This window comes from Streptomyces sp. NPDC001513, from assembly GCF_042894695.1.
Lineage (GTDB): Bacteria > Actinomycetota > Actinomycetes > Streptomycetales > Streptomycetaceae > Streptomyces.
In genome coordinates, this window is the sequence record NZ_JBIAVU010000011.1 from 14,659 (window position 1) to 28,506 (window position 13,848).

At 73.1% G+C, this 13,848-nt stretch carries 14 protein-coding genes and 1 tRNA gene; 9 read left to right on the forward strand and 6 right to left on the reverse strand.

What is annotated here, in order from left to right; genetic code table 11:
* The first annotated feature begins 119 nt into the window (after nucleotides 1-119).
* The 6 genes from paaA to ACFYZ4_RS24340 all read left to right on the forward strand — a co-directional run bounded on the left by paaA (nucleotide 120) and on the right by ACFYZ4_RS24340 (nucleotide 5,061).
* Nucleotides 120-1,169 carry a 1,2-phenylacetyl-CoA epoxidase subunit PaaA gene (paaA, locus tag ACFYZ4_RS24315; RefSeq protein WP_384352928.1) on the forward strand — a complete coding sequence of 350 codons (1,050 nt, stop codon included), beginning with the start codon at nucleotides 120-122 and terminating at the stop codon, nucleotides 1,167-1,169.
* Nucleotides 1,166-1,450 carry a 1,2-phenylacetyl-CoA epoxidase subunit PaaB gene (paaB, locus tag ACFYZ4_RS24320; protein ID WP_030009045.1) on the forward strand — a complete coding sequence of 95 codons (285 nt, stop codon included), beginning with the start codon at nucleotides 1,166-1,168 and terminating at the stop codon, nucleotides 1,448-1,450. Before paaA ends, paaB begins: the two co-directional genes overlap by 4 nt.
* Nucleotides 1,447-2,208, forward strand: a complete 762-nt coding sequence (paaC, locus tag ACFYZ4_RS24325; protein ID WP_384352931.1) for a 1,2-phenylacetyl-CoA epoxidase subunit PaaC — start codon at nucleotides 1,447-1,449, stop codon at nucleotides 2,206-2,208. The genes paaB and paaC overlap by 4 nt, the downstream gene beginning before the upstream one ends.
* On the forward strand, nucleotides 2,202-2,708 hold the full coding sequence (gene paaD, locus ACFYZ4_RS24330; RefSeq protein ID WP_351296979.1) for a 1,2-phenylacetyl-CoA epoxidase subunit PaaD: 507 nt from the start codon (nucleotides 2,202-2,204) through the stop codon (nucleotides 2,706-2,708). Before paaC ends, paaD begins: the two co-directional genes overlap by 7 nt.
* A complete protein-coding gene (locus ACFYZ4_RS24335; protein WP_390784807.1) occupies nucleotides 2,709-3,812 on the forward strand; it encodes a 2Fe-2S iron-sulfur cluster-binding protein in 1,104 nt (367 codons plus the stop codon). It begins immediately after the preceding gene.
* 106 nt (nucleotides 3,813-3,918) lie between these two features.
* On the forward strand, nucleotides 3,919-5,061 hold the full coding sequence (locus ACFYZ4_RS24340) for an acyl-CoA dehydrogenase family protein (protein WP_351296985.1): 1,143 nt from the start codon (nucleotides 3,919-3,921) through the stop codon (nucleotides 5,059-5,061).
* A gap of 7 nt (nucleotides 5,062-5,068) precedes the next feature.
* On the opposite strand, the gene ACFYZ4_RS24345 is transcribed toward ACFYZ4_RS24340, so the two are convergent.
* The 6 genes from ACFYZ4_RS24345 to ACFYZ4_RS24370 form a co-directional block, all read right to left on the reverse strand.
* Nucleotides 5,069-5,413: a rhodanese-like domain-containing protein gene (locus ACFYZ4_RS24345; RefSeq protein ID WP_351296988.1), complete on the reverse strand. Its 345-nt coding sequence runs from the start codon at nucleotides 5,411-5,413 to the stop codon at nucleotides 5,069-5,071.
* Nucleotides 5,414-5,517: 104 nt separating this feature from the next.
* Complete coding sequence (locus tag ACFYZ4_RS24350; protein WP_351297038.1) at nucleotides 5,518-6,279, reverse strand: J domain-containing protein; 762 nt, start codon at nucleotides 6,277-6,279, stop codon at nucleotides 5,518-5,520.
* A 169-nt stretch (nucleotides 6,280-6,448) separates the two neighbouring features.
* On the reverse strand, nucleotides 6,449-7,849 hold the full coding sequence (locus ACFYZ4_RS24355; protein WP_351296991.1) for a DUF2252 domain-containing protein: 1,401 nt from the start codon (nucleotides 7,847-7,849) through the stop codon (nucleotides 6,449-6,451).
* A gap of 51 nt (nucleotides 7,850-7,900) precedes the next feature.
* Nucleotides 7,901-8,560 carry a response regulator transcription factor gene (locus ACFYZ4_RS24360; RefSeq protein WP_351296994.1) on the reverse strand — a complete coding sequence of 220 codons (660 nt, stop codon included), beginning with the start codon at nucleotides 8,558-8,560 and terminating at the stop codon, nucleotides 7,901-7,903.
* A gap of 8 nt (nucleotides 8,561-8,568) precedes the next feature.
* Nucleotides 8,569-10,275: a sensor histidine kinase gene (locus ACFYZ4_RS24365; RefSeq protein WP_390784808.1), complete on the reverse strand. Its 1,707-nt coding sequence runs from the start codon at nucleotides 10,273-10,275 to the stop codon at nucleotides 8,569-8,571.
* Nucleotides 10,276-10,493: 218 nt separating this feature from the next.
* A tRNA-Leu gene (locus ACFYZ4_RS24370) sits at nucleotides 10,494-10,576 on the reverse strand.
* A gap of 293 nt (nucleotides 10,577-10,869) precedes the next feature.
* On the opposite strand from ACFYZ4_RS24370, the gene ACFYZ4_RS24375 reads away from it, so the two are divergent.
* From ACFYZ4_RS24375 to ACFYZ4_RS24385, 3 genes are all read left to right on the forward strand, one after another.
* On the forward strand, nucleotides 10,870-11,727 hold the full coding sequence (locus tag ACFYZ4_RS24375; protein WP_351297005.1) for a DUF3662 and FHA domain-containing protein: 858 nt from the start codon (nucleotides 10,870-10,872) through the stop codon (nucleotides 11,725-11,727).
* Between the two features lie 10 nt (nucleotides 11,728-11,737).
* Nucleotides 11,738-12,235 (forward strand): FHA domain-containing protein, encoded by a 498-nt coding sequence (locus tag ACFYZ4_RS24380; protein ID WP_215014477.1) that lies wholly within the window; start codon nucleotides 11,738-11,740, stop codon nucleotides 12,233-12,235.
* A 138-nt stretch (nucleotides 12,236-12,373) separates the two neighbouring features.
* Nucleotides 12,374-13,834 carry a PP2C family serine/threonine-protein phosphatase gene (locus tag ACFYZ4_RS24385; protein WP_351297009.1) on the forward strand — a complete coding sequence of 487 codons (1,461 nt, stop codon included), beginning with the start codon at nucleotides 12,374-12,376 and terminating at the stop codon, nucleotides 13,832-13,834.
* Nucleotides 13,835-13,848 lie beyond the last annotated feature (14 nt).

A 13,848-nucleotide genomic window follows, 5' to 3' on the forward strand; every position in this document is an offset into this window, starting at 1 on the left:
GGCGTCCACAGGGTTGACCACAGAGGTTGACACCCTACGGGCCGCCGTCTCACCATTGAAGCGAATGAACCGAACGATCGGTCGGTCGGGCGGACGGCAGACACTGACAAGGGGCCGGAATGGTGGCAGTGACCCCGGAGACGGGGCCGGACACGGCCCTCGGGGCAGACAGGACGGACGGGACGGGCATGACTGCTGACCTGGGCGCACAGCTCGCGGCGGCGTTCGACGCCGCCGTGGCGGCGGACGAGCGCGTGGAGCCGCGCGACTGGATGCCCGACGAGTACCGCGCCTCCCTGGTTCGTCAGATGGCACAGCACGCCCACTCCGAGATCATCGGCATGCAGCCCGAGGCGAACTGGATCACCCGCGCGCCCTCGCTGCGCCGCAAGGCGATCCTGATGGCCAAGGTGCAGGACGAGGCCGGCCACGGGCTGTACCTCTACAGCGCGGCCGAGACGCTCGGCACCAGCCGCGACGAGCTGCTCGACAAGCTCCACTCGGGGAAGCAGAAGTACTCCTCGATCTTCAACTACCCCACCCTGACCTGGGCCGACGTCGGCGCCATCGGCTGGCTCGTGGACGGCGCGGCGATCACCAACCAGGTGCCGATCTGCCGCTGCTCCTACGGGCCCTACGCCCGCGCCATGGTCCGGATCTGCAAGGAGGAGTCCTTCCACCAGCGCCAGGGGTACGAGCTGCTCCTCGCCCTCTCGCGGGGCACCGAGACCCAGCACGCCATGGCGCAGGACGCGGTGGACCGCTGGTGGTGGCCCTCGCTGATGATGTTCGGCCCGCCGGACGACGAGTCGGCGCACTCGGCGCAGTCGATGGCCTGGCGGATCAAGCGCCACTCCAACGACGAGCTGCGCCAGCGGTTCGTGGACATCGCCGTCCCGCAGGCCGAGTCCCTCGGCCTGACCCTGCCCGACCCGGACCTGAAGTGGAACGAGGAGCGCGGGCACCACGACTTCGGCGCCATCGACTGGGCGGAGTTCTGGGACGTGCTGAAGGGCAACGGCCCCTGCAACGAGCAGCGGATCGGCCAGCGGCGCACGGCCCACGAGGAAGGCGCCTGGGTGCGCGACGCCGCCGCGGCGTACGCGGACAAGCAGGCGGCAAGGCAAGCGGCGGAGCACGCCGAACAGAACGAGGAGGCACGGGTATGACGCAGAACTGGCCCCTGTGGGAGGTCTTCGTGCGTTCGCGCCGCGGCCTCTCGCACACGCACGCGGGAAGCCTGCACGCCCCCGACGCGGAGATGGCCCTGCGCAACGCCCGCGACCTGTACACGCGGCGCGGCGAGGGCATCTCGATCTGGGTGGTGCCCTCCACCGAGATCACCGCCTCCTCGCCGGACGAGCGGGACCCGTTCTTCGCGCCGTCCGCCGACAAGCCGTACCGGCACCCGACCTTCTACGACATCCCGGAGGGGGTGAGCCACCTGTGAGCGGCACCGACACCAGCACCGGCACCGGTACGACCGGCACCACCGGCACCACCGCCGCGGCGGCTCTGGCGCTCGGCGACGACGCGCTGATCCTCTCCCACCGCCTCGCCGAGTGGGCGGGGCACGCCCCCGTCCTGGAGGAGGAGGTCGCCCTCGCGAACATCGCCCTCGACCTGCTCGGCCAGGCTCGCATCCTGCTGTCCATGGCCGGCGACGAGGACGAGCTGGCCTTCCTGCGCGAGGAGCGGTCCTTCCGCAACCTCCAGCTGGTCGAGCAGCCGAACGGCGACTTCGCCCACACCATCGCCCGCCAGCTCTACTTCTCCTTCCACCAGCACGAGCTGTACGGGGAGCTGGCCCGCGGGGACGGCCCGTTCGCCCCGCTCGCGGCCAAGGCCGTCAAGGAGACCGCGTACCACCGCGACCACGCCGAGCAGTGGACCCTGCGGCTCGGCGACGGCACCGAGGAGAGCCGGCTCCGCATGCGGACCGCCCTCGACGCCCTGTGGAAGTACACCGGGGAGATGTTCCAGCCGGTGGAAGGCGTCGACGGCGTGGACTGGGCCGCCCTGGAAGAGCGCTGGCTGTCCGCGCTGAGCGGCGTACTGGAGCGGGCCGGGCTCGCCCTGCCCGAGGGGCCGCGCACCGGCGCCTGGGCCGCGGGCGCCGGCCGGCAGGGCCTGCACACCGAGCCCTTCGGCCGGATGCTCGCCGAGATGCAGCACCTGCACCGCAGCCACCCGGGGGCGTCATGGTGACCACCGACGCCGGAATGACCCGCCTGGAGGCGGAGCTGACCGAGCTGGCCGGTTCCGTCCCGGACCCCGAGCTGCCCGTGCTCACCCTCGGCGAGCTCGGCGTCGTGCGCGGCGTGCGGATGCACGAGGACGGCCACGCCGAGGTCACCCTCACGCCCACCTACACCGGCTGCCCGGCCATCGAGGCCATGTCGGCGGACATCGAGCGGGTCCTGACCGGCCACGGCATACCCGCGGTGCGGGTGACCACCGTGCTGGCCCCCGCCTGGTCGACGGACGACATCAGCGCCGAGGGCCGCCGCAAGCTCGCCGAGTTCGGCATCGCCCCGCCCCGCCCGCACGCGGCCGGCGGGCCGGTCCCGCTCACCCTGTCGGTCCGCTGCCCGAACTGCGGATCGACCGACACCGAACTGCTCAGCCGGTTCTCCTCCACCGCGTGCAAGGCGCTGCGCCGCTGCACCTCCTGCCGCGAACCGTTCGACCACTTCAAGGAGCTGTAGATGGCCGCCCCCCGCCACGGCGCGTTCCACCCGCTGACGGTGGCGGCAGTCGACCGGCTCACCGACGACTCGGTGGCGCTGACCCTCCGGGTTCCCGCGGAACTGCGCGCGGAGTACCGGCACGCCCCCGGCCAGCACCTGACCCTGCGCCGCACCGCCCCCGAGGGCGGCACGGAGGTCCGCCGCACCTACTCGATCTGCTCTCCCGCCCCGGTGCTTGACGGCCCGGGACCGGCAGAGCTGCGGGTCGGGGTGCGGCTGGTGGAGGGCGGGGAGTTCTCCACCTTCGCCCACAAGGAGATCGCCGCCGGGGACGTCCTCGACGTCATGGTCCCGGCCGGCCGGTTCGTGCTGGAGCCCACCGCCGCCCCGGCCTCGGGGCACTATGCGGCGATCGTCGGCGGCAGCGGCATCACGCCCGTGCTGTCCATCGCCGCGAGCCTGCTGGCCGCCCGCCCCGACGCCCGCTTCTGCCTCGTGCGCAGCGACCGTACGGCATCCTCGACGATGTTCCTGGAGGAGGTCGCCGACCTCAAGGACCGGTACCCGGCACGGTTCCAGCTGGTGACGGTCCTCTCCCGGGAGGAGCAGGAGTCCGGGCTGCCCTCCGGACGGCTGGACGAGGAGCGGCTGGCGGCCCTGCTGCCCGCGCTGCTTCCGGTGGCCGAGGTGACGGGCTGGTTCCTGTGCGGCCCCTACGGTCTGGTGCAGGGGGCCGAGCGCGCCCTGAGCGGGCTCGGCGTCGCACGGACCCGGGTGCACGAGGAGATCTTCCACGTCGAGGAGGTCACGGCGCCGGCCCGCACGGCCGCCTCGGCGGTCGCCTCGCACGGGCGGGTCACCGCGCGGCTCGACGGGCGCTCCGGCACCTGGCCGGTCCAGGACGGGGAATCCCTGCTCGACGCGGTGCTGCGCAACCGCGCGGACGCCCCGTACGCCTGCAAGGGCGGGGTCTGCGGCACCTGCCGGGCCTTCCTGGTGTCGGGCGAGGTCCGGATGGACCGGAACTTCGCCCTGGAATCCGAGGAGACGGAGGCCGGGTTCGTCCTGGCCTGCCAGTCGCACCCGCTGACGGAGGAAGTGGAGATCGACTTCGACCGCTAGGGCGGCCTCGCCGGGAGTTCCTGTCCCGGAGTTCCTCTGTCCAATTTCCAGAACGTGTTCTATCTTGACGCACCGTCAGACCTGAACGCGCGCGGGAGGACAGGCAGTGGACTTCACCTTCACCGAGGAGCAGCAGGCGGCCGTCGAGGCGGCCCGGGCCGTGTTCGCGGACGTCGCGCCCGACGGCGTGCCCAGCCCCGCGCTCACCCCGGGCGCCGTCGCCGACGACTTCGACCGCCCGCTGTGGGCCAGGCTCGCCGGGTCCGACCTGCTGGGCCTGGTCCTCGCCGAGGAGCACGGCGGCGCCGGCCTCGACGCCATCGCCCTGTGCCTGGTGCTGCGCGAGGCGGGCCGGGTGCTCGCCCGGGTTCCGCTGCTGGAGCACTGCGCCGCCGCCATGGCGGTCCAGGCCCACGGCAGCCCCGAACTGGCCGCCGCCCTGCTGCCCGGCGCGGCGCGCGGCACGCTCGTGCTCACCGCCGCCGCCCACGGCCGCTCCGGCCACGACCCGGCCGAACTCGCCGTCACCGCCCGCCACGAGGACGGTGCGTGGATCCTGGACGGCACGCAGACCGCCGTGCCCTGGGCGCAGAACGCCGACTGGATCGCCGTACCGGCCCACACCGGCGAGGGCGATGCCGTCCTCGCGCTCGTCCCGCGCACCGCCGAGGGCCTCGCCCTCGCCGAGCAGGTCTCCACCAGCGGGGAGCGGCTCGCCGAACTCGCCCTGGACGGCGTACGGGTGGAAACCGCCCACCTCATCGAGACCCCGGGAGCCTGGGAGCGGCTGCGCCAGCTCCTCGCCACCGGCACCTGCGCACTGGCCCTCGGGCTCGGCGAGAACGTCCTCACGATGACCGGCCAGTACACCGGCAAGCGCGAGCAGTTCGGCTTCCCGGTGGCCACCTTCCAGGCCGTCGCCGTCCAGGCCGCCGACCGCTACATCGACCTGCGCGCCATGGAGGTCACCCTGTGGCAGGCCGCCTGGCGGCTCGACGCCGCGACCGGCGGCGCCGGCGGTCCGCTGCCGAGCTCCGGTGACGTCGCGGTCGCCAAGATCTGGGCCGCGGAGGGCGTACGCCGGGTCGTGCAGACCGCCCAGCACCTGCACGGCGGCTTCGGCGCCGACACCGACTACCCGCTGCACCGCTACCACGCCTGGGCCAAGCAGCTGGAACTCCAGCTCGGCCCGGCCGCCGCCCACGAGGAGGCCCTGGGCGACCTGCTGGCCGCCCACCCCCTCGGCTGAGCCGGGACTACAGCACGAAGGCCGGGTTCCCGTTGTCCGTCACCATCGGGCGCCCGGCACCGTCCCAGGCCTGCATCCCGCCGTCGACGTTCACGGCGTCGATCTCCTGGCGCACCAGGTACTGGGTGACCTGCGCGGAACGGCCGCCGACCCGGCACATCACGTACACCCGGCGGCCGTCCTCGGCGGCCTCCGTGAGCTCACCGAAGCGGGCGACGAAGTCGCTCATCGGGATGTGCAGGGCGCCCTCGACGTGGCCGGCCGCCCATTCGTCGTCCTCACGGACGTCCAGGACAAAGCCTTCGGAGGGCACCGCGGCGGCGTCCACCGAGGGAAGCGGTCCGAAGTTCATACGTCGCCTTCTCTCATCGCAGATGGTCCTCACAACCTATCCGACGGGCACGTTCGGCCCCGCCGACACGACCCCCGGCACAGCCCGCCGCACGGCCCGCCCGCTCACTCCGCGGCGAGCGCCTCCGCCAGCTCCGCCTCGCGCTCGGACACCTGCGCCAGCAGCTGCTCCGCGATCTCCTCCAGCAGCCGGTCCGGTTCCTCGGGCGCCATCCTCAGCATCGACCCGATCGCGCTGTCCTCCAGCTCCCGGGCCACCAGCGCCAGCAGCTCCTTGCGCTGGGCCAGCCACTCCAGCCGGGCGTACAGCTCCTCGCTCTCGCTCGGCGCGGCCGCCTCCGGGGCCGGTCCGGCCGCCCACTCCTCGGCCAGCTCGCGCAGCCGCCCCGCGTCGCCCCGCCCGTAGGCGGCGTTGACCCGCGCGATGAACGCGTCGCGCCGCTCGCGCTCCGCCTCCTCCTGGGCGAGGTCGGGGTGCGCCTGACGGACCAGCTCGCGGTACAGGCGGCGGACCTCCTCCGTGGGGCGCACCCGCTCCGGCGGCCGCACGGGCCGGTCGGTGAGCATCGCGCCGGCGTCGTCGGAGATCCCGTCCGAGCCCAGCCAGTCGTGGAACAGCTCGTCCACACCCGGCATCGGCATGACCAGCGAGCGTGCCTCCCGGGCCTTGCGCAGATCCTCGGGATCCCCGCTGCGGGCCGCCTTCGCCTCGGCGATCAGCGCGTCCAGCTCGTCGAGCCGGGAGTACATCGGGCCGAGCTTCTGGTGGTGCAGGCGGGAGAAGTTCTCCACCTCCACGCGGAAGGTCTCGACCGCGATCTCGAACTCGATCAGCGCCTGCTCGGCGGCCCGTACGGCCCGCTCCAGGCGCGCCTCCGGGCGCTCCTCACCGGTGACGGAGGAGTCGCCGGAATCACCGGGGACTGTCTGCTCAGGCTGCTCGGTCTGCTCGCTCACCCGGCCAGCCTACGGCCCGTCCGCGCGGGCGGTGTTTCACGTGAAACACCGCCCGCGGCGACAGGGCCCGCCGACGCCGTCAGACCCCGGCCTCCGCCGCGATCCGGCCCGCCCGCACGGCCGCCACCAGGTCGGCGTGGTCGGCCTCGGTCCGGTCGGCGTAGGCCACCGCGAAGGCCGCCATCGCCTCGTCCAGCTCCTCGTTCTTGCCGCAGTAGCCGGCCAGCAGCCGCGGGTCGACGCTGTGCGCGTGCGCCCGGGCCAGCAGGGCGCCGGTCATCCGCCCGTAGTCGTCGATCTGGTCGACGGTCAGTGCGGCCGGGTCGACGCTGCCCTTGCGGTTGCGGAACTGCCGGACCTGGAACGGCCGGCCCTCCACCGTGGTCCAGCCCAGCATGATGTCGGAGACCACCTGCATCCGCTTCTGCCCGGCGACCACCCGGCGGCCCTCGTGCTCCTCGGGCGGCGATGTGAAGCCCAGCGCGGGCAGGTGCGGCAGCAGCACCGAGGGCCGGGCCTCCTTCACCTGGAGCACCAGCGCCTCACCGCGGTGGTCCAGCAGCAGCACCACGTACGAGCGGGTGCCGACGCTCCCGGTGCCCACCACGCGGAAGGCCACGTCCTGGATCGCGTACCGGGCCAGCAGCGGCAGCCGGTCGCCCTGCAGCGTCCCGAGGTAGGGGCCGAGCGAGGCCGCCACGGCCGCCGCCTCCCCGTCGCCGACCCGGCGCAGCACGGGCAGCGCGTCGACGAAGCGCAGCCCGCCGTCCGGGCCCGTCCGCGTCGACTTGGCGGCGAACCGGGCGGAGGTGTTGTTGCGGGCCTTCTCCGAGACCCGCTCCAGCGTGCCCAGCAGGTCCCGGGCGTCGGTGTGCGAGACGAGCTCCTCGTCCGCGATGGCGTTCCACGCGTCGAGGGCGGGCAGCCTGGCCAGCAGCCGCATGGTCCGCCGGTACGCGCCCACCGCGTCCAGCGCGGCCGCCCGGCAGGTGTCCTCGTCCGCGCCGGCCACCCGGCCGGCCAGCACCAGCGAGGTCGCCAGCCGCTTGACGTCCCATTCCCACGGGCCGAACACGGTCTCGTCGAAGTCGTTCAGGTCGATGACGAGCCGCCCCTGGGCGTCCCCGTACAGACCGAAGTTCGCCGCGTGGGCGTCGCCGCAGATCTGCGCGCCGACCCCGGTCACGGGGCCGCCCGACAGGTCGTGGGCCATCAGCCCGGCCGCCCCGCGCAGGAACGCGAAGGGGTTCGCGGCCATCCGGCCCACCCTTATGGGAGTCAGCTCGGCGACCCGCCCCGCGTTGGACTCCTCCACCGCCCGGACCGCGTCCGGCCGCCCGGCCGGCGCCACGAAGCCGGCGTGCGCCGACCGCGGCACGCGGACGCGCAGCGCCCGGCCCTCCGCCTTGGGCGAACCCGCCGCCGTTCGCGGCGCGAAGCCCGCCACGTCCGGAATCCGCTGCCCCGCTACCGCCGCCATCGGCGCCGCCCCCACCCGTTCATCGATCGTCTTCGAACGGGCTGACCGTATCTACAGCCCGGCGTCCCTGGCCAGCAGTGCGGCCTGGACCCGGTTCTCGCAGCCCAGCTTCGCCAGGATGCGGCTCACGTACGTCTTCACGGTCGCCTCGCTCATGTGCAGCCGCCGGCCCGCGTCCGCGTTGGACAGCCCCTCGCCCAGCAGCGCCAGCACACCGCGCTCCCGCTCGCTCAGCGCCGCCACCTGCCGCCGGGCCTCCTCGCCGCGCGCGGCGGCCTTCCCGGACGCCAGCTGGTCCACGACGTGCCGGGTGGCCCCCGGCGAGAGGTACGCGTCCCCGGCCGCGGCGGCCCGGACCGCCCCGATCAGCTCGCCCGGCGCCGAGTCCTTCAGCAGGAACCCCGCGCCGCCCTGGCCCAGCGCCCGCAGCACGTTCTCCTTCTCGCCGAAGGTGGTCAGGATCAGCGCGCGCACCTCCGGCGCGGCCCGCCGCAGTTCCCCCAGCGCGGTCAGCCCGTCCATCACCGGCATCTGGATGTCGAGGAGCATCACGTCGGGCGCGTGCGAGCGGGCCAGCTCCACCGCCTCCCGGCCGTTCGCCGCCTCCGCGACGACCTCGATGTCCGGCGCCGAGGTCAGGATCATCCTGATCCCGGCCCGGATCAGCGGCTCGTCGTCGGCGATCACCACGCGGATCACTTCGGCTGTCACCCGTGCTCCTACTGCTTGACCTCGTAGACCTGCTTGTCGACGAGCTTGCCGTCCTGGAAGCAGAACCGGAAAACCAGGTCCGTGCCCCAGCTTCCCGAGGCTTCCTCGGCGAGCAGGGCCAGGCACTCCGAGCCCGGCGGCCTGGCCGGCCCCTTGCGCACCGCCCCCGCCGTCATGAAGCTCTCGCCGCTCGGCAGCCGGTCGCGGACGGACTGCTCCGACTCGCCCACGTGCACGGCGTCGTACTCGTCCCGGCCGATCATCGCGTCACCCGCCGAGTCCGCCAGCAGCACCGCCCCGGCGCCGAGCACGATCACCAGCAGCACCACCGCCGCGAAGGCGATCCCGCAGCCCACCGCGACGCCGCCGGTCCGGCTGCGCACCCGTACGGCCAGCTCCCGGTCCACCGCCGCCCAGTCCATCGGCTGCTCCCCGGCCGGCCCCCGCACCCCGTCCGGCGCGTACGTCTGCGCGTGGGCCCGCTGCCCGAAGTCGTCGGCCACGTCCTCCACACCGGCCGGCTCGGTCCCGTACGGGAGCACCCCGGCGACCCGGAACCCGCCGCCCTCGGTGGCGCCCGCGTGCACCATCCCGCCGACCAGCCGCGCCCGCTCGCGCAGCCCCGTCAGGCCCTGCCCGCCCGAGACCACCTCGGCGTCCGCCGGGCCGGCCGCCGGCCCGTTGGCGATCTCCACCACCAGCGAGTCGTCCTCGTACCGCAGCTCGACGGCGATCGGCGCCCCCGGAGCGTGCTTGTACGCGTTCGTCAGCGCCTCCTGGACGATCCGGTACGCGGCGTGGTCGCACGCCGCGACCAGCGGCCTCGGCTGCCCCGACGTGGTCAGCCGTACGTCGGTGCCCGAACCCCGCGCCGCCTCCACGACCCCCGCGATCCCGGCCACGCCGCGCGCCGCGGGCTGGGCCTCCTCCACCGGCGCGGGCGCCTCCACGCCGTCGCGCAGGATGCCGACGACCTCGCGCAGTTCGTGCATCGCGGCCACCGAGGCCTGCCGCAGCACGCCCACCGCCTCGCGCTGACGGCCGGTGAGTTCCGGATCCACCTCCAGCGCCCCGGTGTGCACCGAGATCAGGGCCAGCTGGTGCCCGAGGCTGTCGTGCATGTCCTGGGCGATGCGCTGCCGCTCGCGCAGCCTCGCCTGCCCGGCGACCATGGCCCGCTCGCGCAGCAGCTGTCCGTTGCGCTCGTGGAGCGCCCGCAGCAGGGTGCGCCGCTGCGACCAGTACCGGCTGGCCAGACCCGGCATCACGATCATGGCCAGGAACATCAGCGTGGAGAAGACGATCACCAGCAGCGGCTGCATCTGCGCCGAGTTGTCCGTCACGCTGGCGCCGACCGCCGCGACGAAGGCCAGCGCGAAGGCGGCCACCGCCCGGCCCACCCCGACGATCCGCCGCCCCGCCGACCAGGCCAGCAGGGGCGTGACGAAGAACGTCCCCGGCAGGAGGGCGCCCACCGCCGAGGCGACGACGAGCGCGGTCCCCGGCAGCCGCCGGCGCATCAGGGTCAGCGCCACCACGGCCACGGAACTCACGAGCATCCGCAGACCGGACCCGTCGCTGAGCTCGTCGACGCCCAGCCCGAGGATGGCCAGCACCCCGCCGACCGCCAGGTCCCCCGCCACCATCCGCCGGGTCCAGGGCTCCGGACCCCTCAGCCACGCCCAGCCCGCCCGCGCCTTCGCCTTCACATCCACCCGCCCGACCCTAGACACCCGGCCCCCCGCCCGACTGCCCTCTTTCGTCGCACCCACCCCGACGAAAGTCGGACAACGGAAGTCGAACGGGCGGCGACTTCGACGACGTGTCCTGGATCACCCTCGGCCGGGCCGCAGAAGTGACCGGGGAAACAGAAAGGACGGGGAAACACGAAACGGCCGCCACCGCTTTCGCAGTGACGACCGTCTCGTCGATGTGGGCGAGGGGGGATTTGAACCCCCACGTCCCGAAGGACACTGGCACCTGAAGCCAGCGCGTCTGCCGTTCCGCCACTCGCCCGAGCAGCGTCCCAGTGGTTCTTCCCTTTCGGGCCGTTCCCCTGGCGACGTCGAAACATTAGCACGGTGAACGGGGTGGTTTGAAATCGCTTTCCCGGGACAGCCGCACCCCGCCGTGGACGGCCCCTCCCGCACTCCGCTCCCGGTGCGGGACACTGTTCCTGCGGCGCCCCTACGATCCCTTGTGAGGACCAACACTCGTCCTCACAGGAGCGATGGGGAACCACTCGAATCCGCCACGCGTGGATACGATCAGTAAGCAGTACAGGGCGACAACGACGGAGGAGGTGCCCCATGGGAGTTCTGAAGCGGTTCGAGCAGCGACTCGAAGGTCTGGTGAACGGCACCTTCGCCAAGGTGTTCAAGTCCGAGGTCCAGCCGGTGGAGATCGCCGGAGCCCTCCAGCGGGAGTGCGACAACAACGCCACCATCTGGAACCGCGAGCGGACCGTCGTCCCCAACGACTTCATCGTCGAGCTCAGCGCCGGCGACTACGACCGTCTGAGCCCCTACTCCGGGCAGCTCGGCGACGAGCTCGCGGGCCTCGTCCGCGACTACGCCAAGCAGCAGCGCTACAGCTTCATGGGCCCCATCAAGGTCCAGCTGGAGAAGGCCGACGACCTCGACACCGGGCTCTACCGGGTCCGCAGCCGCACCCTCGCCTCCAGCACCTCCCAGCCGCAGGCAGGGCCACCGTCACCGCAGGGCGGCTACGGCTACCCGCCGGAGAACCAGCCGCAGGGCGGATACGGCTACCCGCCGGTCGCCGCCCCGCCCATGCCCAGCGCGCCGCCTCCCGGCGGCGCGGGCGCGCGCAGGCCCGCCCCCGGCGGACCTCCCGGAGCGGCCCCCGCGGCCGGCTCTGGCGGCCCCCGGCGGCACTGGATCGAGATCAACGGCACCCGCCACCAGATCTCGCGCCCCACGCTCGTACTCGGCCGAAGCACGGAAGCCGACGTGCGGATCGACGACCCCGGCGTATCCCGCCGGCACTGTGAGATCCGGACCGGAACGCCCTCGACGATCCAGGATCTCGGGTCCACCAACGGCATCGTGGTGGACGGGCAGCACACCACCCGCGCTACGCTCCGCGACGGCTCGCGGATCGTCGTGGGCAGCACCACCATCATTTACCGGCAAGCCGAAGGGTGAAGCGGGGGCAATGTCAGAGCTGACCCTGACGGTCATGCGGTTGGGTTTCCTAGCCGTTCTGTGGCTGTTCGTCATCGTGGCCGTCCAGGTCATCCGCAGCGATCTCTTCGGGACGAGAGTGACCCAGCGCGGCTCCCGCCGCGGTGGCGCCACGAGCGCCCCGCAGCAGGCGGGCCGCCAGGCCGCGCCTCCGCAGCAGCGCCAGCGCCGCGGTGCGCCCACCAAGCTCGTCGTCTCCGAGGGCACCCTCACGGGCACCACGGTGGCCCTCGCAGGCCAGACGATCACGCTGGGCCGCGCCCACGACTCCACGATCGTGCTGGACGACGACTACGCGTCCAGCCGCCATGCCAGGATCTATCCCGACCGTGACGGCCAGTGGATCGTCGAGGATCTCGGGTCCACCAACGGCACGTATCTCGACCGGACCCGGCTGACCACCCCGACGCCCATTCCGCCGGGCGCACCGATCCGCATCGGCAAGACCGTCATCGAGCTGCGGAAGTAGTACGAGAATGAGCGAGCGGAGCGAGCGCGCGACGGCGATCCGTCCCACCGAGGACACGGACACGCGCGCGCTCCCGACCGGAGGGTGGGCAGTGTGGCTCGAGACCGGTTGTACCCGGAGCCGACCGGCGAGGTGCGCATGAGTCTGTCCCTGCGGTTCGCCGCCGGATCACACAAGGGCATGATCCGCGAGGGGAACGAGGACTCCGGCTACGCCGGCCCCCGTCTCCTCGCGATCGCCGACGGCATGGGAGGCCAGGCCGCCGGCGAGGTCGCGAGCTCCGAGGTGATCTCCACCCTCGTGCAGCTCGACGACGACGTCCCGGGCTCCGACATCCTCACCTCCCTCGCCACCGCCGTGCAGCGGGCCAACGACCAGCTGCGCGTCATGGTCGAGGAGGACCCCCAGCTCGAAGGCATGGGGACCACCCTGACCGCCCTGCTGTGGACCGGTCAGCGCCTCGGCCTCGTCCACGTCGGCGACTCCCGCGCCTACCTGCTCCGCGACGGCGTCCTCACCCAGATCACCCAGGACCACACCTGGGTGCAGCGCCTCGTCGACGAGGGCCGCATCACGGAAGAGGAAGCCACCACCCACCCGCAGCGCTCCCTGCTGATGCGCGCGCTGGGCAGCGGCGACATCGTCGAACCCGACCTCTCCATCCGTGAGGTCCGGGCCGGCGACCGCTACCTGATCTGCTCCGACGGGCTCTCCGGCGTCGTCTCGCACCAGACCCTGGAAGAGACCCTCGCCGACTACCACGGCCCCCGCGAGACCGTGCAGTCGCTGATCCAGCTGGCGCTGCGCGGCGGCGGACCCGACAACATCACCTGCATCGTCGCGGACGTCCTCGACACGGACAGCGGCGACACCCTCGCCGCCCAGGTCAGCGACACCCCTGTGGTCGTCGGCGCGGTCGCCGAGAACCAGCACCAGCTCTTCGACGGCGGCAACGCCATGCAGACGCCGGCCGGCCGGGCCTCGGGCCTCGGCCGCCAGGCCCCGCCGCCCGCCGGTGCCTTCGGCCCCCCCGGCAGCGGCGACGCCCCCGGCTACGGGTACTCCGAGCAGGGCCAGGGCGGCGGCGGTTACGGCAGCTTCGGCGAAGCCGACGGCTACGACGCCGACTCCGGCTACGAGGACACGTACGACCACCCCCGCAGGCGCCGCGGCAAAGGGCGCAAGTGGACCACCCGTACGCTGACCCTGCTCATCGTCGTCGGCGTCATCGGCGGCGGCCTGTACGCCGGCTGGCGCTGGACCCAGACCCAGTTCTACGTCGGCAAGAAGGGCGAGCACGTCGCGCTCTTCCGCGGCATCAGCCCGAAGCTCGGCCCGCTGGAGCTCTCCAAGGTGGAGACCGACCGCCCCGACATCGAACTGAAGTACCTGCCGCCCTTCAAGCGCAAGCTGGTCGAGGCCACCATCAGCGAGGGCAACCTCGACGTCGCCAAGAGGAAGCTCGACGACCTCGGCGTCCAGGCCGCCGCCTGCAAGAAGGACGAAGAGCGCCGCAACGCCGAGGCGCAGAACCCTCCGGCAACCGGTCCCAGCCTGACTGCCGAGGAGCAGCAGCTGGTCGGCCTGTGCGAGAAGTAGCAGTCACACGCGGG

Excerpts from the sequence above, each read along its gene's own strand:
- paaA (WP_384352928.1), top strand. The coding sequence starts at position 120 with ATGGTGGCAGTGACCCCGGAGACGGGGCCGGACACGGCCCTCGGGGCA.
- paaB (WP_030009045.1), top strand. The coding sequence starts at position 1,166 with ATGACGCAGAACTGGCCCCTGTGGGAGGTCTTCGTGCGTTCGCGCCGC.
- paaD (WP_351296979.1), top strand. The coding sequence starts at position 2,202 with ATGGTGACCACCGACGCCGGAATGACCCGCCTGGAGGCGGAGCTGACC.
- ACFYZ4_RS24335 (WP_390784807.1), top strand. The coding sequence starts at position 2,709 with ATGGCCGCCCCCCGCCACGGCGCGTTCCACCCGCTGACGGTGGCGGCA.
- ACFYZ4_RS24345 (WP_351296988.1), bottom strand. The coding sequence starts at position 5,413 with ATGAACTTCGGACCGCTTCCCTCGGTGGACGCCGCCGCGGTGCCCTCC.
- ACFYZ4_RS24355 (WP_351296991.1), bottom strand. The coding sequence starts at position 7,849 with ATGGCGGCGGTAGCGGGGCAGCGGATTCCGGACGTGGCGGGCTTCGCG.
- ACFYZ4_RS24375 (WP_351297005.1), top strand. The coding sequence starts at position 10,870 with ATGGGAGTTCTGAAGCGGTTCGAGCAGCGACTCGAAGGTCTGGTGAAC.
- ACFYZ4_RS24380 (WP_215014477.1), top strand. The coding sequence starts at position 11,738 with ATGTCAGAGCTGACCCTGACGGTCATGCGGTTGGGTTTCCTAGCCGTT.
- ACFYZ4_RS24385 (WP_351297009.1), top strand. The coding sequence starts at position 12,374 with ATGAGTCTGTCCCTGCGGTTCGCCGCCGGATCACACAAGGGCATGATC.